This is a genomic window from Rhizobium sp. JAB6, assembly GCF_003024605.1.
Lineage (GTDB): Bacteria > Pseudomonadota > Alphaproteobacteria > Rhizobiales > Rhizobiaceae > Rhizobium.
This window is the reverse complement of sequence record NZ_PYJQ01000011.1, coordinates 165,330-187,383: the sequence shown is the minus strand read 5'-3', so window position 1 is coordinate 187,383 and position 22,054 is coordinate 165,330. Positions and strand designations below refer to the sequence as shown.

Annotated in this window: 22 protein-coding genes; 16 read left to right on the top strand and 6 right to left on the bottom strand. The window is 61.0% G+C overall.

Features of this window, described 5'->3' with window-relative positions:
* Positions 1-48: 48 nt before the first annotated feature.
* From C7U61_RS19285 to hslV, 3 genes are all read right to left on the bottom strand, one after another.
* Positions 49-1,002 carry a DUF1402 family protein gene (locus C7U61_RS19285; RefSeq protein ID WP_106999671.1) on the bottom strand — a complete coding sequence of 318 codons (954 nt, stop codon included), beginning with the start codon at positions 1,000-1,002 and terminating at the stop codon, positions 49-51.
* A gap of 272 nt (positions 1,003-1,274) precedes the next feature.
* A complete protein-coding gene (gene hslU, locus C7U61_RS19280) occupies positions 1,275-2,585 on the bottom strand; it encodes an ATP-dependent protease ATPase subunit HslU (protein WP_106999670.1) in 1,311 nt (436 codons plus the stop codon).
* Between the two features lie 47 nt (positions 2,586-2,632).
* Complete coding sequence (gene hslV / locus C7U61_RS19275; RefSeq protein WP_106999669.1) at positions 2,633-3,160, bottom strand: ATP-dependent protease subunit HslV; 528 nt, start codon at positions 3,158-3,160, stop codon at positions 2,633-2,635.
* A 214-nt stretch (positions 3,161-3,374) separates the two neighbouring features.
* Between hslV and hisB the strand changes: the two genes are divergently transcribed.
* From hisB to coaA, 7 genes are read left to right on the top strand one after another with little or no spacing between them, the layout of a single operon-like run.
* Positions 3,375-3,983 (top strand): imidazoleglycerol-phosphate dehydratase HisB, encoded by a 609-nt coding sequence (hisB, locus tag C7U61_RS19270; RefSeq protein WP_106999690.1) that lies wholly within the window; start codon positions 3,375-3,377, stop codon positions 3,981-3,983.
* 22 nt (positions 3,984-4,005) lie between these two features.
* Entirely contained in the window at positions 4,006-4,503 is a 498-nt protein-coding gene (locus C7U61_RS19265) for a DUF2628 domain-containing protein (RefSeq protein ID WP_106999668.1), read from the top strand.
* A 2-nt stretch (positions 4,504-4,505) separates the two neighbouring features.
* Positions 4,506-5,156 (top strand): imidazole glycerol phosphate synthase subunit HisH, encoded by a 651-nt coding sequence (gene hisH / locus C7U61_RS19260; protein WP_106999667.1) that lies wholly within the window; start codon positions 4,506-4,508, stop codon positions 5,154-5,156.
* A gap of 25 nt (positions 5,157-5,181) precedes the next feature.
* Positions 5,182-5,925, top strand: a complete 744-nt coding sequence (gene hisA / locus C7U61_RS19255; RefSeq protein WP_106999666.1) for a 1-(5-phosphoribosyl)-5-[(5-phosphoribosylamino)methylideneamino]imidazole-4-carboxamide isomerase — start codon at positions 5,182-5,184, stop codon at positions 5,923-5,925.
* Entirely contained in the window at positions 5,922-6,710 is a 789-nt protein-coding gene (gene hisF, locus C7U61_RS19250) for an imidazole glycerol phosphate synthase subunit HisF (protein ID WP_106999665.1), read from the top strand. Before hisA ends, hisF begins: the two co-directional genes overlap by 4 nt.
* Before the next feature lie 9 nt (positions 6,711-6,719).
* Complete coding sequence (locus C7U61_RS19245) at positions 6,720-7,034, top strand: phosphoribosyl-ATP diphosphatase (protein ID WP_106999664.1); 315 nt, start codon at positions 6,720-6,722, stop codon at positions 7,032-7,034.
* 7 nt (positions 7,035-7,041) lie between these two features.
* A complete protein-coding gene (coaA, locus tag C7U61_RS19240; RefSeq protein WP_106999663.1) occupies positions 7,042-8,037 on the top strand; it encodes a type I pantothenate kinase in 996 nt (331 codons plus the stop codon).
* Between the two features lie 3 nt (positions 8,038-8,040).
* Here the strand turns inward: coaA and C7U61_RS19235 are convergent, their stop codons facing one another.
* The 3 genes from C7U61_RS19235 to C7U61_RS19225 all read right to left on the bottom strand — a co-directional run bounded on the left by C7U61_RS19235 (position 8,041) and on the right by C7U61_RS19225 (position 11,104).
* A complete protein-coding gene (locus C7U61_RS19235) occupies positions 8,041-8,649 on the bottom strand; it encodes an alpha-ketoglutarate-dependent dioxygenase AlkB (protein ID WP_106999662.1) in 609 nt (202 codons plus the stop codon).
* 291 nt (positions 8,650-8,940) lie between these two features.
* Positions 8,941-9,375, bottom strand: coding sequence for an alternative ribosome rescue aminoacyl-tRNA hydrolase ArfB (arfB, locus tag C7U61_RS19230; RefSeq protein ID WP_106999661.1), 435 nt, complete (start codon positions 9,373-9,375; stop codon positions 8,941-8,943).
* A 118-nt stretch (positions 9,376-9,493) separates the two neighbouring features.
* Entirely contained in the window at positions 9,494-11,104 is a 1,611-nt protein-coding gene (locus tag C7U61_RS19225) for a phosphoenolpyruvate carboxykinase (RefSeq protein WP_106999660.1), read from the bottom strand.
* A gap of 349 nt (positions 11,105-11,453) precedes the next feature.
* Between C7U61_RS19225 and C7U61_RS19220 the strand changes: the two genes are divergently transcribed.
* The 9 genes from C7U61_RS19220 to C7U61_RS19180 all read left to right on the top strand — a co-directional run bounded on the left by C7U61_RS19220 (position 11,454) and on the right by C7U61_RS19180 (position 22,050).
* Positions 11,454-12,185 carry a response regulator transcription factor gene (locus C7U61_RS19220; protein WP_210202926.1) on the top strand — a complete coding sequence of 244 codons (732 nt, stop codon included), beginning with the start codon at positions 11,454-11,456 and terminating at the stop codon, positions 12,183-12,185.
* A gap of 39 nt (positions 12,186-12,224) precedes the next feature.
* On the top strand, positions 12,225-14,063 hold the full coding sequence (locus C7U61_RS19215; RefSeq protein WP_106999658.1) for a sensor histidine kinase: 1,839 nt from the start codon (positions 12,225-12,227) through the stop codon (positions 14,061-14,063).
* A gap of 8 nt (positions 14,064-14,071) precedes the next feature.
* On the top strand, positions 14,072-14,536 hold the full coding sequence (locus C7U61_RS19210) for an HPr kinase/phosphatase C-terminal domain-containing protein (protein ID WP_106999657.1): 465 nt from the start codon (positions 14,072-14,074) through the stop codon (positions 14,534-14,536).
* 138 nt (positions 14,537-14,674) lie between these two features.
* Positions 14,675-15,076: a PTS sugar transporter subunit IIA gene (locus C7U61_RS19205; RefSeq protein ID WP_106999656.1), complete on the top strand. Its 402-nt coding sequence runs from the start codon at positions 14,675-14,677 to the stop codon at positions 15,074-15,076.
* Positions 15,077-15,095: 19 nt separating this feature from the next.
* Positions 15,096-15,371, top strand: a complete 276-nt coding sequence (locus tag C7U61_RS19200; RefSeq protein ID WP_106999655.1) for an HPr family phosphocarrier protein — start codon at positions 15,096-15,098, stop codon at positions 15,369-15,371.
* Positions 15,372-15,551: 180 nt separating this feature from the next.
* Positions 15,552-16,952 carry an adenosylhomocysteinase gene (gene ahcY, locus C7U61_RS19195; protein ID WP_106999654.1) on the top strand — a complete coding sequence of 467 codons (1,401 nt, stop codon included), beginning with the start codon at positions 15,552-15,554 and terminating at the stop codon, positions 16,950-16,952.
* Positions 16,953-17,156: 204 nt separating this feature from the next.
* Positions 17,157-19,736, top strand: coding sequence for a PAS domain-containing sensor histidine kinase (locus C7U61_RS19190; protein WP_106999653.1), 2,580 nt, complete (start codon positions 17,157-17,159; stop codon positions 19,734-19,736).
* Positions 19,733-21,244 carry a tRNA (adenosine(37)-N6)-threonylcarbamoyltransferase complex ATPase subunit type 1 TsaE gene (gene tsaE, locus C7U61_RS19185; protein ID WP_106999652.1) on the top strand — a complete coding sequence of 504 codons (1,512 nt, stop codon included), beginning with the start codon at positions 19,733-19,735 and terminating at the stop codon, positions 21,242-21,244. The genes C7U61_RS19190 and tsaE overlap by 4 nt, the downstream gene beginning before the upstream one ends.
* A 74-nt stretch (positions 21,245-21,318) precedes the next feature.
* The gene (locus C7U61_RS19180) at positions 21,319-22,050 is read left to right on the top strand and encodes a nucleotidyltransferase family protein (RefSeq protein ID WP_106999651.1); all 732 of its coding nucleotides are present in this window, start codon (positions 21,319-21,321) and stop codon (positions 22,048-22,050) included.
* The last annotated feature ends 4 nt before the right edge of the window (positions 22,051-22,054 follow it).

The following is a 22,054-nucleotide window of genomic DNA, read 5'->3' as shown; positions in this document are numbered from 1 at the left end:
GGGAACGCCGCCTGCGAAATCCAGACGATAAAACGCCGCGCTGCGCGCTTATAAAAGCGACTTCAGGTCGCTCAGCTTATCATTGATGAGCCAGCCGTAGTAATTTTCTTCCGGCCAGACCGGCTGCGAAGAGCCGCGATTCTTGGCGGCAAGGGCAGCGGCACGCTTGCGGGAGTTGCCGAGATTGTAGAGCGTCGCGGTGATGCCCGGATTGCCGGAGATATCCATGCCGGCAATCGAGCGATAGTCGTCGATCGACTTGCGGATCGAGGCCGCGACGAAGGCGAGCGACAGGTCCGGGTCCATGATCGCCTTGTAGACGCCGCCCGCATCCTTTTCATTGAGCTTCGGGATGCCCGAGGTGCGGCTGACCAGATCGGAGAGCTCCAGCGCCGTCAGCGGATTGACCTGACCGAGGCCGAAGGTCTGGCCGGCATAGAAGGGCTGGAAGAAGACTGCGCTGAAGCGATTGTCGGGATAGGATTTGCCGCCGACCGTCTTGCCGCGGAAATCGTCTTCCCAAACGTCTTCCCGGCAAGTCCAGAGGCTGTAGGAATCGCCCTTGCCCTTGCAGGCATCGAATTGCGGCCGGGCCACGAAATCATCGACATTTTCGCCATTGTAGGCAAAGCGGAAGCTCTGGCCGGCATAGGAGGCAGCCTTGACGTAATAGGACTGCAGACCGTCATAGGCATCGACATTGTAGGTATGCTCGCCGACGAGCGCGCCGATGATGTGGATCGGATCGATACCGTAGGCCCGCGCCGTCGACTTGATCTTCGACATCAGCTTGGTGTCGGTCGCCAGCAGTTCACGGACCTTCTGGTATTTGCGTTCGAAGGTCGAATTCGTGCCGCGCGTACGCCGGACGGAGGCACCGGGGACCGGCGGCTGCTCGGCATTGCGGTTGCCCGGGGGCACCGCGGTCGCTGCGTCCGCGTAGGCTGGGATCCAGGAGAAGCTGGCGACCGCCAGAAGAAGAGTGATCAGTATGCGTCGCAAGATGGCTGTCCTGTCGAAGTTTCAACCGATGTTTCCGTGCGGCTGCCTGACGGATAATCTTGGCCGAATAAAGCCATCCGACACAAAGAAACGAGTCTCTAGAGCGGATGATTTTAGGTCTGTCGACCTAAAATCTGAATCCGCTCTAGCATCAAAAAAGTAGAGCGTGATGTCGCCCGAAAACCGCATACACTTTTCGGCATCACGCTTTAACTAAAAAGTTAACGGCCTGTTGTCGAGTGTCTACTGTTTAGATCGCCTTCACCTGCCTGTTACAGGATGAAGCGCGACAGGTCCGTGTTGCTTGCGAGATCGCCGACATGCTCGCGGACATAGGCGGCATCGATGGTGATCGATACGCCGGCGCGATCCGAGGCGTTGTAGGAGATCTCGTCGAGGACCCGCTCCATGACCGTCTGCAGGCGGCGGGCGCCGATATTCTCGACGGTGGAATTCAGATGCACTGCGACGTCGGCCAGAGCATCGATCGCGTCATCGGTGAAGTCGAGCTTCAGGTCTTCCGTTTCCATCAGCGCCTTGTACTGGCGGATGAGGCTTGCCTGCGGCTCGGTGAGGATGCGGCGGAAATCCTCCTTGGTCAGCGGACGGAGCTCGACGCGGATCGGCAGGCGGCCCTGCAACTCCGGCAGAAGATCCGAAGGCTTCGAGACATGAAAGGCGCCGGAAGCGATGAAGAGGATATGGTCGGTCTTGACCGGACCATACTTCGTCGAAACCGTCGTGCCTTCGACCAGCGGCAGCAGGTCGCGCTGTACGCCTTCGCGGGAGACGCCAGCCCCCATGCCGCCGTCGCGGGCGGCGATCTTGTCGATCTCATCGAGGAAGACGATGCCGTCATTTTCGGCGGATTGCACGGCTTCGCGCTGAATCGCCTCGTTGTCGATCAGCTTGTCGGACTCGTCGCGGATCAGTTCCTTGTAGGAATCCTTGACCGTCGTGCGCACCTTCTTGGTACGGCCGCCCATGGCCTTGCCGAACATTTCGGAGAGATTGAGCACGCCGATATTGGCGCCGGGCATGCCGGGGATTTCGAAGCCACCGGGCATGCCGGAGCCGGTATCGGCCACTTCGATCTCGATTTCCTTATCGTCGAGCTGGCCGTCACGCAGCTTCTTGCGGAAGCTGTCGCGCGTTGCCGGCGAGGCGGTGGCGCCGACCAGCGCATCGAGCACGCGCTCTTCGGCGCTCATATGCGCCTTGGCCTGTACCTCGGCGCGCTTCTTTTCGCGCACCAGGCCGATGCCGACTTCGACGAGATCGCGGACGATCTGTTCGACATCACGGCCGACATAGCCAACCTCGGTAAACTTGGTGGCCTCGACCTTGATGAAGGGCGCGCCGGCAAGCTTGGCGAGGCGGCGGGAGATTTCCGTCTTACCGACACCGGTCGGGCCGATCATCAGAATATTCTTGGGCATGACTTCGTCGCGCAGCTCAGGCTCGAGCTGCTGGCGGCGCCAGCGGTTGCGCAGCGCAATCGCCACGGCGCGCTTGGCCTCATGCTGGCCGACAATATAGCGATCGAGCTCGGAAACGATCTCGCGGGGGGAAAAAGTGGTCATTTCGTATGTTCCCTGTCAGGGCTGGAAACTATCAAGAGAGGAACGTCTTAGACTTCGGCATCGAGCGTTTCGACGACCACATTGTGGTTCGTGTAGACGCAGATGTCGGCAGCAATATCGAGAGCGCGGCGGGCGACGTCTTCAGCTGACCTGTCGCTGTCCATTAGCGCGCGTGCGGCGGCGAGGGCGAAATTGCCGCCGGAGCCGATCGCCATGGCGCCATGTTCGGGCTCAAGCACATCGCCGTTGCCGGTGATGGCGAGCGTTACTTGTTTGTCGGCAACCAGCATCATGGCTTCGAGGTTGCGCAGATATTTGTCGGTACGCCAGTCCTTGGCGAGCTCGACGGCGGCGCGCATCAGCTGGCCGGGATATTGTTCGAGCTTCTTTTCAAGGCGTTCCAGGAGGGTGAAGGCATCGGCGGTGGCGCCGGCGAAACCGGCGATGACATCGCCCTTGCCGATGCGGCGAACCTTGCGCGCATTGCCCTTCATCACGGTCTGGCCAAGGCTCACCTGGCCATCACCAGCCATCACCACCTTGCCACCCTTGCGAATAGTCACGATTGTCGTCATTTAACACCTGTTTGCCCCCATTTCGGCGGGCCTTCTGCCGGGCCGCTTATCGGCCCCGTCAGCACCTATGTAAGAGGGGTTTTTGCGATTGCAAATGGCAACCGCGCCCGAATAATCGCCGCGAGCCGGCTAAACGCATAGGCCCCCGCGCGTAACTTCTGGATATTTCCCGATCCGCCTGATAAGGAACGGCCGTATTCCGATGGAGCAGCCCATGGCAGAGACCGCAGCGAGCCGCACGGCAAGCATTTCCCGCAAGACCAACGAGACTTCGGTCTCCGTTTCCGTCAACATCGACGGCAGCGGAAAATCGACGATTTCGACGGGAGTCGGCTTCTTCGACCATATGCTGGAACAGCTGTCGCGACATTCGCTGATCGACATGGAAATCGACACCAAGGGCGACCTGCATGTCGACGATCATCATGCCGTCGAGGATACCGGCATCGCGATCGGCCAGGCGATCGCCAAGGCGCTGGGCGACCGGCGCGGCATCACCCGCTATGCCTCGATCGATCTCGCCATGGACGAGACGATGACGAAAGCGGCCGTCGATCTGTCCGGTCGGCCCTTTCTCGTCTGGAACGTGTCGTTCAGCGCGCCGAAGATCGGCACCTTCGATACCGAACTGGTGCGCGAATTCTTCCAGGCCTTAGCGCAGAATGCCGGCATCACCTTGCATATCCTCAATCATTATGGCGCCAACAATCACCATATAGCCGAGACATGCTTCAAGGCCGTTGCGCGCGCATTGCGCACCGCAACCGAGATCGATCCGCGGCAGGCAGGCCGAGTGCCCTCGACGAAAGGCACGCTCGCCTGACCCCGTTCTGGGAATTGAGGAAATGGCAAGCTATCTGATTTTGACGCCGCCCGGAGCGCCGAACCGATCCGGAATCTCGAACCGGTATCGCGACGAGACGCGATTCATCCGTGACGGTTTCTCGTGGGCGGCGTTCCTGTTTCCGACGTTCTGGATGCTTTTTCATCGCCTCTGGCTGCATGCCGTCGCCGCCTTTCTGCTGCAGGGCATTGCGCTGGAGCTGATACGGCAGCCGGGCTTTTTCGTTGCCGGAGCAGCCATCTGGCTGGGGGTTCATCTTCTGTCGGGACTTGAGGGGCCGGATGCGGTCGGCCAGCGGCTGATCAACCGCGGCTGGGAAATCGAAAACCTCGTTTCTGCGCGCGATCTCGCAACCGCGGAAGAGATCCATTTCTCCCAGGTCGAGCAGGAGCCGGAAGGGGATATCCCTTCCAACAACTGGAATATTCCGGCCACCAACAAAAATAGCAGCCCCCCGGGCCCGAGCTTCGGCCTTCCCGGCTATGACGGAGGACGCTGACCGTGCGCGTCGCGATTATCGATTATGGTTCCGGCAATTTGCGCTCGGCCACCAAGGCCTTCGAGCGAGCGGCCCGTGAAGCGGGGATCGACGCCGAGATCGACCTGACTGACGATGCCGAGCGTGTCGCCACGGCGGACCGCATCGTGCTTCCCGGCGTCGGCGCCTATGCCGATTGCCGCCGGGGCCTCAGTGCCGTGCCCGGCATGGCGGAAGCCATCATCGATGTTGTGGAACACAAGGGCCGCCCCTTCCTCGGCATCTGTGTCGGCATGCAGCTGATGTCGTCGCGCGGGCTGGAGAAGACGATCACGCAAGGTTTCGGCTGGATCAAGGGCGACGTCAAGGAAATGACGCCCAGCGATCCCAACCTGAAAATCCCGCAGATCGGCTGGAATACGCTGGATATCCGCCACCCGCACGCTCTCTTCGATGGGATAGAGACCGGACCTGACGGCTTGCATGCCTATTTCGTCCATTCCTACCATCTGGCCGCCGACCATGGTGACGATGTGATCGCGACGACGAACTACGGCGGGCCGATGACGGCCTTCGTAGGCCGCGACAACATCGTCGGCGCGCAGTTCCATCCGGAAAAGAGCCAGAAACTCGGCCTTGCCCTGATCGCCAATTTTCTGCGCTGGAAGCCGTAAGGCTCGCGCTCCAAGGACAGACATCATGATTCTTTTTCCCGCTATCGACCTAAAAGACGGCCAATGCGTGCGCCTCAAGCTCGGCGACATGGAGCAGGCGACCGTCTACAACCCCGATCCCGCTGCCCAGGCCAAGGCCTTTGAAGATCAGGGCTTCGAATGGCTGCATGTCGTCGATCTCAACGGCGCCTTCGCCGGCGAGACCGTCAACGGTGCCGCCGTCGATGCGATTCTCAAGGCGACGAAGAATCCGGTGCAGCTCGGCGGCGGTATCCGCACGCTCGCCCATATCGAAAACTGGCTGTCGCGCGGCCTCGCCCGCGTCATCCTCGGCACGGTTGCCGTGCGCGATCCAGCGCTCGTCGTCGAAGCCTGCAGATGTTTTCCGGGCCACATCGCCGTCGGGATCGATGCCAAGGGCGGCAAGGTGGCGGTCGAGGGCTGGGCCGAGGCTTCTGAACTCGGCGTCATCGAACTCGCAAAGAAATTCGAAGGCGTCGGCGTTGCCGCGATCATCTATACCGATATCGACCGCGACGGCATCTTAACCGGGATCAACTGGGACTCGACCTTGGAACTGGCCGATGCCGTTTCCATACCCGTCATCGCCTCCGGCGGCCTTGCCTCACTGGACGACATCAAGCGCATGATCCAGCCGGATGCCCGCAGACTGGAAGGTGCGATTTCCGGCCGCGCGCTCTATGATGGCCGGATCGATCCGACAGAGGCACTGGCCCTGATCAAGCAGGCCAAGGAGGCAGCGCAATGACCCTGAAAGCCCGCGTCATCCCCTGCCTCGACGTCAAGGACGGCCGCGTCGTCAAGGGCGTCAATTTCGTCAATCTCGTCGATGCCGGCGATCCCGTCGAGGCCGCCAAGGCCTATGACGCAGCCGGCGCCGACGAACTCTGCTTCCTCGATATCACCGCTTCCTCCGACAATCGCGACACGATCTTCGACGTGGTCGCCCGCACCGCCGAACAATGCTTCATGCCGGTTACGGTCGGCGGCGGCGTGCGCACGATCGCCGATATCCGCAAGCTTCTGCTCTGCGGCGCCGACAAGGTCTCGATCAATTCGGCGGCGGTCAACAATCCCGATTTCGTGGCCGAGGCAGCCGATAAATTCGGCAACCAGTGCATCGTCGTTTCTATCGATGCCAAGCGGCGCCGGACGGAAGCGCCGGGCGGCGACAATCTGAGCGCCTGGGAGATCTATACCCATGGCGGCCGCAACGCGACCGGCATCGATGCGGTCGATTTTGCCCGCAAGATGGTCGAGCGCGGTGCCGGCGAACTGCTCGTCACCTCCATGGATCGCGACGGCACCAAGGTCGGCTACGATCTGGAGCTGACGCGAGCGATCGCCGATGCCGTGCGCGTGCCCGTCATCGCCTCGGGCGGCGTCGGCGATCTCGACGATCTCGTCGCCGGCGTCAAGGAAGGCCATGCGACGGCGGTACTCGCCGCCTCCATCTTTCACTTCGGCACCTATTCGGTGGGCGAGGCAAAGCGCTACATGGCCGAGCGCGGTATCCCCATGCGGCTGGATTAGGAGACGGCGATGAGCGGATTTACCCTTTCCGACCTCGAACGAATCGTCGAGGAGCGCTCCAAGGCCTCGCCAAACGAATCCTGGACGGCGAAGCTTTTTGCCGCCGGCCAGCCGAAAGCGGCAAAGAAACTGGGCGAAGAAGCGATCGAAGCCGTGATGGCAGCGATCGTCAACGATCGCGACAATCTTACCTATGAGGCCGCCGATCTGCTATATCATCTTATGGTCGTATTGAAGATTGCCGGCATTCCGGTAGAGAATGTCATGGGTGAGCTCGAAAGGCGCACCGCCCAATCCGGCCTTCAGGAGAAGGCCAGCCGGTAAGAACGCGATGACAATAGCGACCAAGAGCCACCCAGCGCCCGAAACGCTCGATATTTTCCAGGCGAAAGCCTATTCGCCCTATTATTTCTTCTCCTCGGAAGAGTGGGCGAAATTCCGCGCCGACACGCCGCTGACGCTGACCGCCGATGAAGTGACGCGGCTGCGCTCGATGGGGGACCCGATCGACCTCGATGAAGTCCGACGCATCTATCTGTCGCTGTCGCGGCTATTGTCCTCGCATGTGGAATCCTCACAGATCCTGTTCGAGCAGCGCAACCGCTTCCTCAGCCTCTCCGATATCGCCAAGACGCCGTTCGTCATCGGCATCGCCGGCTCCGTCGCTGTCGGCAAATCCACGACCGCCCGTATCCTGAAGGAATTGCTGGGCCGCTGGCCGTCGAGTCCGAAGGTCGATCTCGTCACTACGGACGGCTTTCTCTATCCGAATGCCGAATTGCAGCGTCGAAACCTGATGCAGCGCAAGGGCTTTCCGGAAAGCTACGATACGGCTGCGCTGCTGCGCTTTCTCTCGGCGATCAAGGCCGGCCAGCCGAATGTGCAGGCACCCTCCTATTCGCACCTCGTCTATGACGTGCTGCCGAACGAATTCAAGACGGTCGATCGCCCGGACATCCTGATCTTCGAAGGCATCAACGTATTGCAATCGCGGCATTTGCCGGCCGACGGCAAGATCGTGCCGATGGTTTCGGATTTCTTCGACTTCTCGATTTATATCGATGCCGACGAGGAACTGATCCACAACTGGTACGTCGCCCGCTTCATGCGGCTGCGTGAGACGGCGTTCCGCGACCCCAACTCCTTCTTCCATCGCTACGCCTCGATCAGCGAGGAAGAGGCGCTGGCGATCGCCGAGGGGCTCTGGAAGAACATCAATCTGAAGAACCTGCGTCAGAACATCCTGCCGACGCGGCCGCGCGCCGACCTCATCCTGCAGAAGGGCAAGAATCATCTGATCGAGCAGGTGGCGCTGAGAAAGCTCTGAGGCTCAGGGCTGGACGCGCCTGAGCGTCAGATTGATCCGGCCGCCGTTCTTCAAGAGCGTCGATGTCGCCGGATAGATGCGATCGACGCCGTGGTAGCACAGCCTGCCCTCGCCGCCGAGAACGACGATATCGCCGCTCGCAAGCTTGAAGGATAGCGTGCGGTCATTGCGGTTTAGGCCGCCGACCCGAAAGAGGCAGGTGTTTCCCAGCGAGACCGATAGCACCGGCGCCTTGAGATCCTGTTCGTCTCGATCCTGATGCAGGCCCATGCGGGCATCGTCGCTGTAGAAATTGACGAGACAGGCCTCGGGCGGCTTTTCATAGCCTGCTATACCGCGCCACAAATCCAGCAACGGCGATGGTATTGCAGGCCATGGACGGCCGGTGACCGGGTGCGTCGGCTGATAGCGATAGCCGCGCTCCTTGTCCGTCACCCAGCCGAGCGAACCGCAATTGGTCATCCGCACCGACATTTCCTTGCCGGTGCCCGGCATGACCGGTGTGTAGAGCGGCGCCTCGGCCACGATGCCGCGGATCGCATCGACCAAGGCTTCCTGGGCGGGGCGGTCGAGATATCCGGGCAGATGACGAATTCCGTTGGGGAGCAGCATCGATATTCCCTTTGAGCAACGCTGGTCAGGTCAGTGCGCCATTGCCGCGCCTTCATGCATGGCCCTCACCCCAACCCTCTCCCCGCAAGCGGGGCGAGGGGGCCTATCTTGCTCCGTACCAACCCGTCACGAGCAGAGAGCTTGGCTGTTTAGCGCTATGGTCCCTTCTCCCCACGTTGCGGGGAGAAGGTTAGGATGAGGGGCCAGGCACATAGGTGCGGCAAAATCAAAATCGCCTGACCATCATCATCTTGACTCAACCGAACCGAAACCGCAGCCCGAAAACCAAACCTAGTCGCCGCCGACCTTGCCGCGCATCTTCTTGACCTCGGAGCGCCCGGATTTCTCCTTCAGCCGGCGCTCGATCGATCCCTTTGTAGGCTTGGTCTTCCGGCGCGGCGGCGGCGGCGGAGCGGCGGCTTCGAGGATCAGTTCCTTCAGGCGCTCGCGCGCATCCTCGCGATTGCGATCCTGGCTGCGGAAACGGCTGGCCTCGATCATCAGAACGCCATCCTTGGACACACGTCGGCCGGCAAGCCTGATTGCATTCGCCTTGACACGGTCGGTCAGCGACGGGGAATTCTGGACATTGAAGAAAAGCTGGACTGCGGTCGCGACCTTGTTGACGTTCTGACCGCCGGGACCGCCCGCCAGAACGAATTGTTCCGTCAGCTCCCAGCCGGCAATCGTGATCCGGTCGTTGATGTAAAGCGCTTCGCTGGCCATGATTTTCTCCGCGCCTGTCTATCCCACATCGATGCGCAGTTGAAAACCACTGCCGGATAAAATGAAACCCGGCGAACTGGCCGCCGGGTTTCACGTGAGTCATTCCCGCTCTGGATGATTATTCTGCAGCGACCGGCACCCCCGGGGCCGCATCGCGGACGTTGCCGTCCACATGGTCCTCGAACTTCGCGAAATTGGTGACGAACATCTGAACCAGCTTCTTGGCCTGCGCATCATAGGCCTCGCCATCGGCCCAGGTGGAGCGTGGGTCGAGGATGGCGCTGTCGACGCCTTCAACGGCGACCGGGACTGCGAAGCCGAAATTCGGATCGATGCGGAATTCGACATTGTCGAGATCGCCCTTCAGGGCGGCCGCGAGCAGCGCACGCGTCGCCTTGATCGGCATGCGGCTTCCCTTGCTGTAGGCGCCGCCGGTCCAGCCGGTGTTGACCAGCCAGCAGCGGGCGCCGTGGCGGGCGATCAGCTCCTTGAGCAGATTGCCGTATTCCGTCGGATGGCGCGGCATGAAGGGAGCGCCGAAGCAGGTCGAGAAGGTGGCTTCCGGCTCGACGACGCCCTTTTCCGTGCCGGCGACCTTGGCGGTATAACCGGACAGGAAGTGGTACATGGCCTGATCCGGCGTCAGCTTCGCGATCGGCGGCATGACGCCGAAAGCGTCTGCCGTCAGCATGATGATCGTCTCCGGATGACCGGTGATGCCGGATTCCGATGCGTTCGGGATGAAATGCAGCGGATAGGCGCTGCGGGTGTTTTCCGTCAGCGAGCCATCGTCGAGATCCGGCCGGCCGTGTTCGTCGAGCACGACATTTTCCAGGACGGTGCCGAAACGGCGCGTCGTGGCGTAGATTTCCGGCTCGGCCTCGGCCGAAAGACGGATGGTCTTGGCGTAGCAGCCGCCTTCGAAGTTGAAGATGCCGTTCTCGCCCCAGCCGTGCTCGTCGTCGCCGATGAGCGTCCGGGTCGGATCGGCCGACAGCGTCGTCTTGCCCGTGCCCGACAGGCCGAAGAAGATCGCGGCATCGCCTTCAGGCCCGACATTGGCCGAACAATGCATCGGCATGACGCCGCGCTCCGGCAGCATGTAGTTCAGCGCCGTGAACACCGATTTCTTCATCTCGCCGGCATAGGAGGTGCCGCCGATCAGGACGATGCCATTGACGAAATCGCAGGCGATCACCGTTTCGGTGCGGCAGCCGTGGCGCTCCGGATCGGCGCGGAAGCTCGGCAAATCAATGATCGTCAGCTGCGGCACGAAACTTTCCAGCGCCGCACGATCGGGGCGGATCAGCAGATTGCGGATGAACAGCGAGTGCCAGGCGAATTCGGTGACGACACGGGTCGGCAGAGCGTATTCGGCATCGGCGCCGCCGATCAGATCCTGCACGAACAGGTCCTTGCCGCGGGCATGGGCCAGCATATCCTCATGCAATAGCTCGAAATGCTCGGGCGACATCGGCTTGTTGTTGTCCCACCAGATCTGGTCTTCGGTGGTGGCGTTACGCACCACGAACTTGTCCTTCGGGGAACGACCGGTGTGCTGGCCGGTCAAGGCCCTGAGTGCGCCATCGGCGGTCAGATCGGCTTCTCGGCGGCGAATCGCCTCTTCGTAAAGATGAGCTTCCATGAGGTTGTAACGTACACTGGCAGCGGCTCCGAGGCCGATCGATCCCAGTTCAGTCGCGGGATTGCGAACGCCGAATTGCTCCATCACATTTTCCTCTACAAAGGGGCTTGGCCGTTAGAATTGTCTAAAGCGTAGAGGGGTCCTTTTAAAAGGACAAGACCCAAACACAAAATATTTAATGATATCAGTTATTTAATCGATTTAAATAAATTTTCATAATTTTAAATCGTTTGAATAGAGGGAGGCGGGACCTCACGTCACACAACTCCTGCGCAAGGGTTTCTCCTCACCGCAATCCTCCCCTTTATCTTTGCCACAATTTGTTCCACCTTTATCCCCATAAGCGCGCCAGGTTACCGCCGACCGAACTGGCAGACCGCCTGGGCTGGATTCCAAATCCGGGAGATGCGCACTGATGACGGAGACGAACACCATGTTGACAATCGCGCTCGTTGACGACGACCGCAATATCCTGACTTCCGTTTCCATTGCCTTGGAAGCAGAGGGATATAAGGTAGAGACCTATACGGACGGAGCCTCGGCGCTGGACGGCCTGCTGGCACGGCCGCCGCAACTGGCGATCTTCGATATCAAGATGCCCCGCATGGACGGCATGGAGCTCTTGCGCCGCCTGCGGCAGAAATCCGATCTGCCCGTGATCTTCCTCACCTCGAAGGATGAAGAGATCGACGAGCTGTTCGGCTTAAAGATGGGTGCCGACGACTTCATCACCAAGCCGTTCTCGCAGCGCCTGCTGGTCGAACGCGTCAAGGCTGTTCTCCGCCGCGCCTCCGCCCGTGATGCCGCAAATGCTGCCGGCGGCGCAGCCGCCCCCAAGCCGGGCGCTGCGCAGCAGGCCCGCTCGCTGGAACGCGGACAGCTCGTCATGGACCAGGAACGCCATACCTGCACCTGGAAGGGCGAGCCCGTGACGCTCACCGTCACCGAGTTCCTCATCCTGCATTCGCTCGCCCAGCGCCCGGGCGTAGTCAAGAGCCGCGACGCGCTGATGGATGCAGCCTATGACGAGCAGGTCTATGTCGACGACCGCACGATCGACAGCCACATCAAGCGGCTGCGCAAGAAATTCAAGATGGTCGATCTCGATTTTGATATGATCGAGACGCTGTATGGCGTCGGCTACCGGTTCCGCGAAGCTGCATAAGAGTTAACTGGACCATACGGCGCGCGATGGAATAAGAGCATGCGGACGGGATCGGCGGTCCCGTTCTTCGAAAGGGCCGTTGGCTTGGCACAGCTGGTGCAGGACAGAGATATAGACGACTCGGAAAGCCCGAGCGGCGCTCGAATCGCGCGCCGGCGCTGGACGCATCCCTTCGTGCTGATCCGCCGTATCTTCGGCAATGCCGTGTTCTCAAGCCTGACGCGGCGCATCCTGTTCTTCAATCTGGCCGCGCTCGTCGTCCTCGTCGGCGGCATTCTCTACCTCAACCAGTTCCGCGAAGGCCTGATCGACGCCCGCGTCGAGAGCCTGCTGACGCAAGGCGAGATCATCGCCGGTGCCGTCTCGGCTTCGGCATCGGTCGACACCAACTCCATCACCATCGATCCGCAGAAGCTGCTGGAGCTGCAGGCCGGCCAGAGCATCACCCCTGTTCCGAACGACGAAGATCTGGAATTCCCGATCGATCCTGAAAAGGTGGCGCCGGTGCTGACGCGGCTGATCTCGCCGACGCGCACCCGGGCCCGCATTTTTGACGCCGATGCGAACCTGCTGCTCGACAGCCGTCATCTCTATTCGCGCGGCCAGGTGCTGCGCTACGATCTGCCGCCCGTCGAAGACGAGAAGCAGAGCTGGTCCGACTGGTTCAGCGGCCTGCTCAACAAGATGCTGCAGCCGGGAAATCTCCCCGTCTATAAGGAAGCGCCCGGCGGTGACGGCTCCATCTATCCAGAGGTCATGAATGCGCTGACCGGTGTGCGCGGCGCCGTTGTCCGCACCACGGAGAAGGGCGAGCTGATCGTTTCGGTCGCCGTGCCGATCCAGCGCTTCCGCGCCGTTCTCGGTGTCTTGCTGCTCTCCACGCAGGCCGGCGATATCGATAAGATCGTTCACGCCGAGCGCCTCGCCATCATGCGGGTCTTCGGCGTGGCGACGCTGGTCAACGTCGTGCTGTCGCTACTTTTATCCTCCACCATCGCCAATCCGCTGCGCCGGCTTTCGGCTGCGGCGATCCGCGTGCGGCGCGGCGGGGCGAAGGAGCGCGAGGAAATCCCGGACTTTTCCGCCCGCCAGGACGAGATCGGCAATCTGTCTATCGCGCTGCGCGACATGACATCGGCGCTCTACGATCGCATCGATGCGATCGAGAGTTTTGCCGCCGACGTCAGCCACGAGCTGAAAAACCCGCTGACGTCTCTGCGCAGCGCCGTCGAAACGCTGCCGCTCGCCAAGAGCGACGATTCCAAGAAGCGGTTGATGGACGTGATCCAGCACGACGTTCGCCGCCTCGACCGCCTGATCAGCGACATCTCCGACGCATCGCGCCTCGATGCGGAGCTTGCACGCTCGGATGCGAAGTCGCTCGATCTGGAAGTATTGCTGCGCGACATGATCGATATTTCCAGACAGGTCGGGCACAGCAAGAAGGCCGTCGAGATCGATTATATCGTCGACCGCAAGCCGGGCAATAAAGCGAACTTCTCCATCGACGGCCATGACCTGCGCATCGGCCAGATCGTCACCAATCTCATCGAAAACGCACGATCCTTCGTCCCGGCGGAAACCGGCAAGATCACCGTGCGGCTGACGCGGACGCGGACGCGTTGCGTCATCTATATCGAAGATAACGGCCCGGGCATTCAGGCCGAAAATATCGACCGCATCTTCGAACGCTTCTACACCGACCGGCCCGAATCCGAAGGTTTCGGACAGAATTCCGGCCTCGGCCTTTCGATCAGCCGGCAGATCGCCGAAGCGCATGGCGGCTCGCTGCGCGCCGAGAATATCGTCGATACCGACGGCTCGACACTGCTTGGTGCCCGCTTCATTCTGTCGCTGCCGGCCAAGACGCAGGCGTGAGCGCACCGATGACCGGTGAGGCGATCAATATCCACGCAACGGCCATCGTCATCGGCAAGACCGGCCTGCTGTTTCTCGGCCCCTCCGGCAGCGGCAAATCCACCCTCGCCTTTTCCTGCCTTGCCGCCGCCAAGCCGTTTGGACTGACAGCAAACCTCGTGGCCGACGACCGGGTGCTGATCAGCGAGCAAAACGGCTCCATCGTCGCGAAATGCCCGCCCTCGATCGCGGGTCTCATGGAAATCCGCTACACTGGCATCGTCCGGATGCCTTACATCTCCGAGGGCGAAATGCACTTCGCCGTCCGCCCTGTCGATCCGGCGACGGCAGAAAGGATGCCACCGGAGGACGAGCAGATCGACATCACGGCGTCCATACGGTTGCCGGTGATCCGGCTGGCCGCAACCTCCGCGAATCCGCTCGCCATAATAATGGCGAAAATCGGCGCGAGTTTGGATGAATCGGCCATTTAGGTCCGCATGGGCGCGCAATCCTGTATTTTAAGCTTGCACTTCGTCTTTTCATCGCCAAGATGTCCCCCCACGGTGGACGACATTGCTGCATTGCGATATGGGCCATCTGTTTGCGTATGCGATGGGAGCAGTAATATCATGATTGGACTTGTGCTTGTCACTCATGGCAAGCTGGCTGAAGAGTTTCGGCATGCTGTCGAGCATGTCGTTGGTCCGCAGAAGTTCATAGAAACGGTATGCATTGGTCCCGAAGACGACATGGACAAGCGGCGGCAGGATATCCTGCAGGCCGTTGCCGGTGCCGACGACGGGCACGGCGTCGTCATCCTCACCGATATGTTCGGCGGCACCCCTTCCAATCTCGCAATCTCCGTCATGAATAGCGGCCACACCGAGGTCATCGCCGGCGTCAATCTGCCGATGCTGATCAAGCTCGCGGGTGTGCGCGGCGACAACAACATGGAAAGGGCTCTGGTGGAGGCGTCAGAGGCCGGGCGCAAATATATCAACGTGGCCAGTCGTGTGCTCAGTGGCAAATAACGAGGCAAACACCGCCCCCATGACCGAGCTTTCCCGGGAACTCCTGATCATCAACAAGCGGGGCCTGCATGCCCGTGCCTCGGCGAAATTCGTGCAGACCGTCGAAGCCTACGACGCCGCGATCACCGTTTCGAAGGACGGCACCACGGTCGGCGGAACTTCGATCATGGGCCTGATGATGCTGGCAGCCAGCCCCGGCTGCAGCGTGCTGGTCACGGCAAGCGGCAACCAGGCCGCCGAGGCGCTCGAAGCGCTCGACCAGTTGGTCTCCAACAAGTTCGGCGAGGAAATATAGGCTTTTCCGCCTCCGCCGCGTGGATATAAAGACATAAAGACTTCTTTATATCATTATTGATTTCCGCCCTGAAGCCTGATACACGGCATCATCCACGCGCTTGTCAGCGTGCAATTCTTGTTGCATTCGGCCGAGGCGTCTGCCCGCGGCGCGGCTGCATCGTTCAGGCTGGAGACCTTCATGAGCACTGAAAAGGACTACATCGTCGCGGATATCGGCCTTGCCGACTATGGTCGCAAGGAAATCGCAATCGCCGAAACCGAGATGCCGGGCCTGATGGCCTGCCGCGCCGAATTCGGCGAAGCGCAGCCGCTCAAGGGCGCCCGCATCACCGGTTCGCTGCACATGACGATCCAGACGGCCGTTCTCATCGAGACGCTGGTCGCCCTCGGCGCTCAGGTGCGCTGGGCCTCCTGCAACATCTTCTCGACGCAGGATCATGCCGCCGCCGCCATCGCCGCATCCGGCGTTCCGGTCTTCGCCGTCAAGGGGGAGAGCCTCGAGGACTACTGGACCTACACCGACAAGATCTTCCAGTGGGCCGATGGCGGTCTTTCCAACATGATCCTGGACGATGGCGGCGATGCCACCATGTACATCCTGCTCGGCGCCCGTGCGGAAGCCGGTGAGGACGTGCTCTCCAACCCGCATTCGGAAGAAGAGGAAATCCTCTTCGCGCAGATCAAGAAGCGCCTGCAGGCAACGCCCGGCTGGTTCACCAAGCAGCGGGACGCCATCAAGGGCGTGACCGAAGAGACCACCACGGGCGTCAACCGCCTCTACCAGCTCAGCCAGAAGGGCCTGCTACCCTTCCCGGCCATCAACGTCAACGACAGCGTCACCAAGTCGAAGTTCGACAACAAGTACGGCTGCAAGGAATCGCTGGTCGACGGTATCCGCCGCGCCACCGACGTCATGATGGCCGGCAAGGTCGCCGTCGTCTGCGGCTATGGCGATGTCGGCAAGGGTTCCGCCGCTTCGCTCTCCGGCGCCGGTGCCCGCGTCAAGGTCACGGAAGTCGACCCGATCTGTGCCCTGCAGGCTGCCATGGACGGCTATGAAGTCGTTCAGCTCGAGGACGTCGTTTCCACCGCCGATATCTTCATCACCACGACCGGCAACAAGGACGTCATCCGCATCGATCACATGCGTGCGATGAAGGACATGGCGATCGTCGGCAATATCGGCCACTTCGACAATGAAATCCAAGTTGCCGCGCTGCGAAACCTGAAGTGGACGAACATCAAGCCGCAGGTCGACATGGTCGAGTTCGCCAAGGGCAACCGCATCATCCTGCTGTCGGAAGGTCGCCTCCTGAACCTCGGCAACGCCACCGGCCATCCGTCCTTCGTCATGTCGGCGTCCTTCACCAACCAGACGCTGGCGCAGATCGAGCTTTTCACCAAGCCCGGCCAGTACAAGAACGAAGTCTACGTTCTGCCGAAGCACCTCGACGAGAAGGTCGCCCGCCTGCATCTCGCCAAGCTCGGCGTGAAGCTGACGGAGCTTTCCAGCGAGCAGGCTGCGTATATCGGCGTGACGCCGCAGGGTCCGTTCAAGTCCGACCACTACAGATACTGATTACTAAAACAGTATCCACAACATCTTGTAGCCCTGGCATTGACAAATGCCGGGGCTTATTTTTTAGCCAGCTCCCTTCCCCCGGATTCTCCTAGGCAGTATTGTTTTTACACTTGATTCGTGACGAACCGGGCATGCCCGGAGCCATGAAAATGGGATGTCTTGTCAGGATGCGGCACATTATAGGACGGAGACAGACCTCTTATGATTGAAGGGGAAGACAACCTGCATCAGCCAGCGTTCCGCCGCGCGGCGGCGCTGTTGCTGCAGGGCAGTGCATATCGGCCTTCGACAGGAGCGAAGCAGGGCAAGGGCCGGCTCGCCCGTCTCAGCCGCCTGTTGAGGCTCAGCGTTTTCGGTGGTCTGTTGAGCGGTTTGGCCGGGCCGGTTCTCGCGCAGGGCAATGACGCCGCGCAAACGAGCATGCGCCTCTTCACCTCCTCGGAAATGGCCGTCTTCTCCGTCATCATCGGCGTGATTTCCGCCGCGCTTCTGTCGACCATGTGGATGGTCCGGCAGCGCGGCAACATGGAAAGCGAAAGCCGCGAAATCCGCACGGCCCTTTCGGATGCCAACCAGCGCATTTCGCAGTATCAGGCGCTGATTGCCGACAAAAACCGCCGGATCATCATCTGGGATGGCCAGAATGCACGGCCGGAACTCCTGGGGCAGCTGCCGGTCGAGACCGGGGCGCCGCAGGACAACGAATTCCTCGCCTTCGGGCGCTGGCTGAAATCCTGGTCGGCCGGCGAGCTCGACAAGGCGATCGACAAGCTGCGCGGTAGCGGCCAGAGCTTCGACATGGTGGTCGAGACCAACCGTGAGGAAATCCTGGAAGCGCAGGGCCGCATTTCCGGCGGGCGCGCCTTCGTCCGCTTCATTGCGCTCAACAATCTGCGCGCCGAACTCGCCGAGCTGAAGATCGAACGCGACCGGCTGATGACCTCGATCTCCGCATTCCAGAATCTGCTCGACGCCATCGACCTGCCGGTCTGGCAGCGGGACGCGGAAGGCAAGCTTACCTGGGTCAATCAGGCCTACGGCGAGGCTGTGGAAGCGGTGTCGGCCGATGAAGCCGTGCGCGAGGGACGGGAATTTCTGACGACCGTGACCCGCGAACGCATCCGCGCGGCGGCCACGCCGGAGTCGCCGTTCCACGACAAGATTTCCACCGTCGTACACGGCAATCGCACCTTCTTCGACGTTGTCGACGTCAAATCGCCGAACGGCTCCGCCGGCATCGCGATCGATATTTCCGAAGCGGAAGCGGTTCGCGCCGAGCTTGCCCGCACGCTGAAGAGCCACGCCGAAACCCTCGATCATCTGGCGACACCGGTTGCGATTTTCGATGGCGACAGACGGCTGCAATTCTACAATCAAGCCTTTGTCCAACTCTGGGAACTCGATATCGCTTTCCTTGAGAAGCGCCCCGACAATAGCGAGCTGCTGGATCGGCTGCGCGGCGCCAAGAAGCTGCCGGAGCAGCTGAACTGGAAGACATGGAAGGACGACGTCCTTTCCGTCTATCGCGCGCTCGACACGCAGACGGATCTCTGGCATCTGCCCAACGGCCAGATCCTCAAGGTTTTCGCGACCGCGCATCCGCAGGGCGGCGCCACCTGGGTATTCGAGAACCTGACCGAGCAGGTCAATCTCGAAACGCGCTACAACACGCTGGTCAAGGTCCAGGGCGAAACCATCGACCATCTTTCCGAAGGCGTCGCCGTTTTCGGCCCCGATGGCCGCATCAGGCTATCGAACCCCGCCTTCCGCATTCTCTGGAACATCACCGAGGCACAGGCGAAGCCCGGAACGCATATCCAGGCTCTGGCCGAGGCTTGCGCGCCTTCGTACGACCGGCCGGACGGCTGGAAGCGGTTCGCCGAGCAGATCACCAGTTTCGACGACGAGCGGCCCTCATCGCAGGGCACATTGGAGCTCTATTCCAATCTCGTGCTCGACTATGCCGTCATCCCTCTGCCGAATGCGCAGACCATGCTGACCTTCGTCAACAAGACCGACAGCGTGCGCGCCGAGCGCGCGCTGACCGAAAAGAACGAAGCGCTGCTGAAGGCGGACGAGCTGAAGAACGATTTCGTCCAGCACGTCTCCTACGAGCTGCGTTCGCCCTTGACTAATATCATCGGCTTCACCGACCTGCTGAAAACGCCGGGCATCGGCTCGCTGAACGAGCGGCAGGCCGAATATATCGACCATATCTCCACCTCATCCTCGGTGCTGCTGACGCTGGTCAACGATATTCTCGATCTCGCAACGCTGGATGCCGGCATCATGCGCCTGAACTATTCCGAAATCGTGCTTAGCGAACTGCTCGACGAGGTATCGATGCAGATCGCCGACCGGCTTCAGGAAAGCGGCGTGATGCTTGAAATCACCGTGCCGGCGCATCTCGGCTCCATCGTCGCCGATCAGCAGCGGCTGAAGCAGATCCTGCTCAAGCTTCTGACCAATGCCGCCAATTTCGCGCCGGAGGGATCGACGATCTCGCTGAAATGCGGGCGCGAAGGCACGGATTTCGTCTTCTCGGTTGCCGACAAGGGTCCCGGCATCCCGGAGGATTTGATCAACACGGTGTTCAACCGCTTTGCCTCCGGCGGCAAGGGCGGCAAGCGCAGCGGTGCCGGCCTCGGTCTTTCCATCGTCGAAAGCTTCGTCAGCCTGCATGAAGGCCAGGTTTCGATCGAAAGCCAGCCGGGCAAGGGAACGACGGTCACCTGCCGGATTCCTTCGGCCGAACTGCCCCACTCCGTCGCAGCAGAATGACAGCCTCGGAGAGCAGCATTTCCCTTTTCCTCGCAGATGACGCCGCCACGGCTCAGCTCGGCGAAGATCTGGCGCTGGCCTTGAAGGCCGGCGACTGTCTGGCACTATCAGGCGATCTCGGCGCAGGGAAATCCTCGCTCGCCCGCGCGCTGCTGCGCGCCATGGCCGACGATGCCGAACTGGACGTGCCGAGCCCGACCTTTACCCTCGTGCAATCCTACGAGCTGCGCATCCCGGTCTCGCATTTCGATCTCTATCGCCTCGGCGACCCCAGCGAACTGACGGAACTCGGCTTCGACGAAGCCCTGCAGACCGGCATCTGCCTGGTCGAGTGGCCCGAAATGGCCGAAGGCGAGCTGCCGGGAGAGCGCATCGATCTCAAGCTCACGCATGAGGGCGAAGGACGGCGCGCCGTCCTTACAGCGCCGGCCAAGCAGATGACACGCATGGAGCGTGTGCTTGCTATCCGCGCCTTTCTCGATGCGCACGGCTATCGCGGCGCGCACAGGCGCTTCCTGACGGGCGATGCCTCGCTTCGGGCCTACGAATCCGTCCACCCGAAGGATAGCAGCGGCCGCATAATCCTGATGGACTGGCCGGGCCTGCCCGAAGGACCGCCCGTGCTGGATGGGAAACCCTATCCAAAGGTCGCGCATCTTGCCTGGGACACTTATCCCTTCGTGGCGATCGCCAACATCCTGCGCGAAAAGGGCTTTGCCGCTCCGCAGATCTTTGCCGCCGATTACGACCAGGGCATCCTTCTGATCGAAGATCTCGGCACCGACGGCGTGCTCGATGCTCAGGGAAAACCGATTGCCGAGCGCTATCGCGAAAGCGTCGCCTGCCTTGCGCATCTGCACAGCCTTTCGATTCCCCGCAATATTCCAGTCACCCCCGAGCACATCCATCACATTCCGGATTTCGACCGGACCGCCATGAAGATGGAAGCGCGGCTGCTGCTCGACTGGCATCTGCCCTGGAAGCGCGGCACGCCGGCAAGCGACGAGGAGCGGGCCGACTATCTGGCCATCTGGGACAAGCTGATCGATCAGCTTGAAGATGCGGAAAAGAACCTGCTTTTGCGCGATATGCATTCGCCTAACATCATCTGGCGGGCGGCGGAAAAGGGCATAAAGCGGATCGGCCTCATCGACTTCCAGGACGCGATGATCGGTCCGACCTCCTACGATGTAGCCTCGCTGGTGCAGGATGCGCGGGTGACGATCGAGCGCGATCTGCATGACCGGCTCTTGGCCGACTATCTCGCCCTTCGTCACGCCCAGGGCGGCTTTGACGAGGCGAAATTCCTGAAGAGCTGGGCGATCATGTCGGCGCAGCGCAATTGCAAGCTGGCCGGCCTCTGGGTGCGGCTCTTACAGCGCGACGGCAAACCGGGCTATCTCAAGCACATGCCGCGCACGCTCGCCTATCTCGCCATCGCCTTCGAGCATGAAGCACTCGCACCCTTGCGCGAATGGTGCGAGAAGGCCGGGATTGGCCTGATATAAGGGCCAGAGACCCGGCGACGGCTTTCCGGCCTTGTGCTATGGAAAGAAAATATGAATCGAAAGTTCGAGACGAAATGACCATCAAGCAAGCCATGGTATTGGCCGCGGGGCTCGGAACCCGCATGCGGCCGATCACCGACACTATCCCGAAGCCACTGGTGAAGATCGCCGGCAAGCCGATGATCGACTATACGCTGGATGCCTTGGTGCAGGCCGGTGTAGAGCGAGCCGTCGTCAACGTCCATCACCATGCCGACCAGATGGAAGCGCATCTGCGCGGCTATCGTGGCCTTGAAATCCTGATCTCCGACGAGCGGGATGCGTTGATGAACAATGGCGGCGGGTTGGCAAAGGGATTGAAGCTTCTAGGCCGGGATCCCGTCTTCGTTATGAATTCGGACCTTTTCTGGATTGGGGAAAGAGAAGATCAACCAACGAATCTCGAGCGCTTAGCCGGATTCTTCGATGCTATACGCATGGATTTCGGTATGCTTTGCGTCGCGCTGGATAAGACGACAGGCCATAACGGCAAGAATGATTTCAGCATGGCAGAAGACGGCCGCCTGTCGCGCTATAGCGTCGCCACCGGTAATGGTGTTGTCTATGCCGGGACGCTGGTCATCAATCCTTCGTTTCTCGATGACGCGCCAGACGACGCCTTCAACATCAATACCTATTACGACAGGGCCATCGCCAAGGGTCGGCTCTATGGCACGATGCTCGACGGCCACTGGCTGACTGTCGGCACGCCGGAGGCGGTCGGCGAAGCGGAGGAAACGATCCGGAATTTCCGGGCGTTTGCGTGAGCCT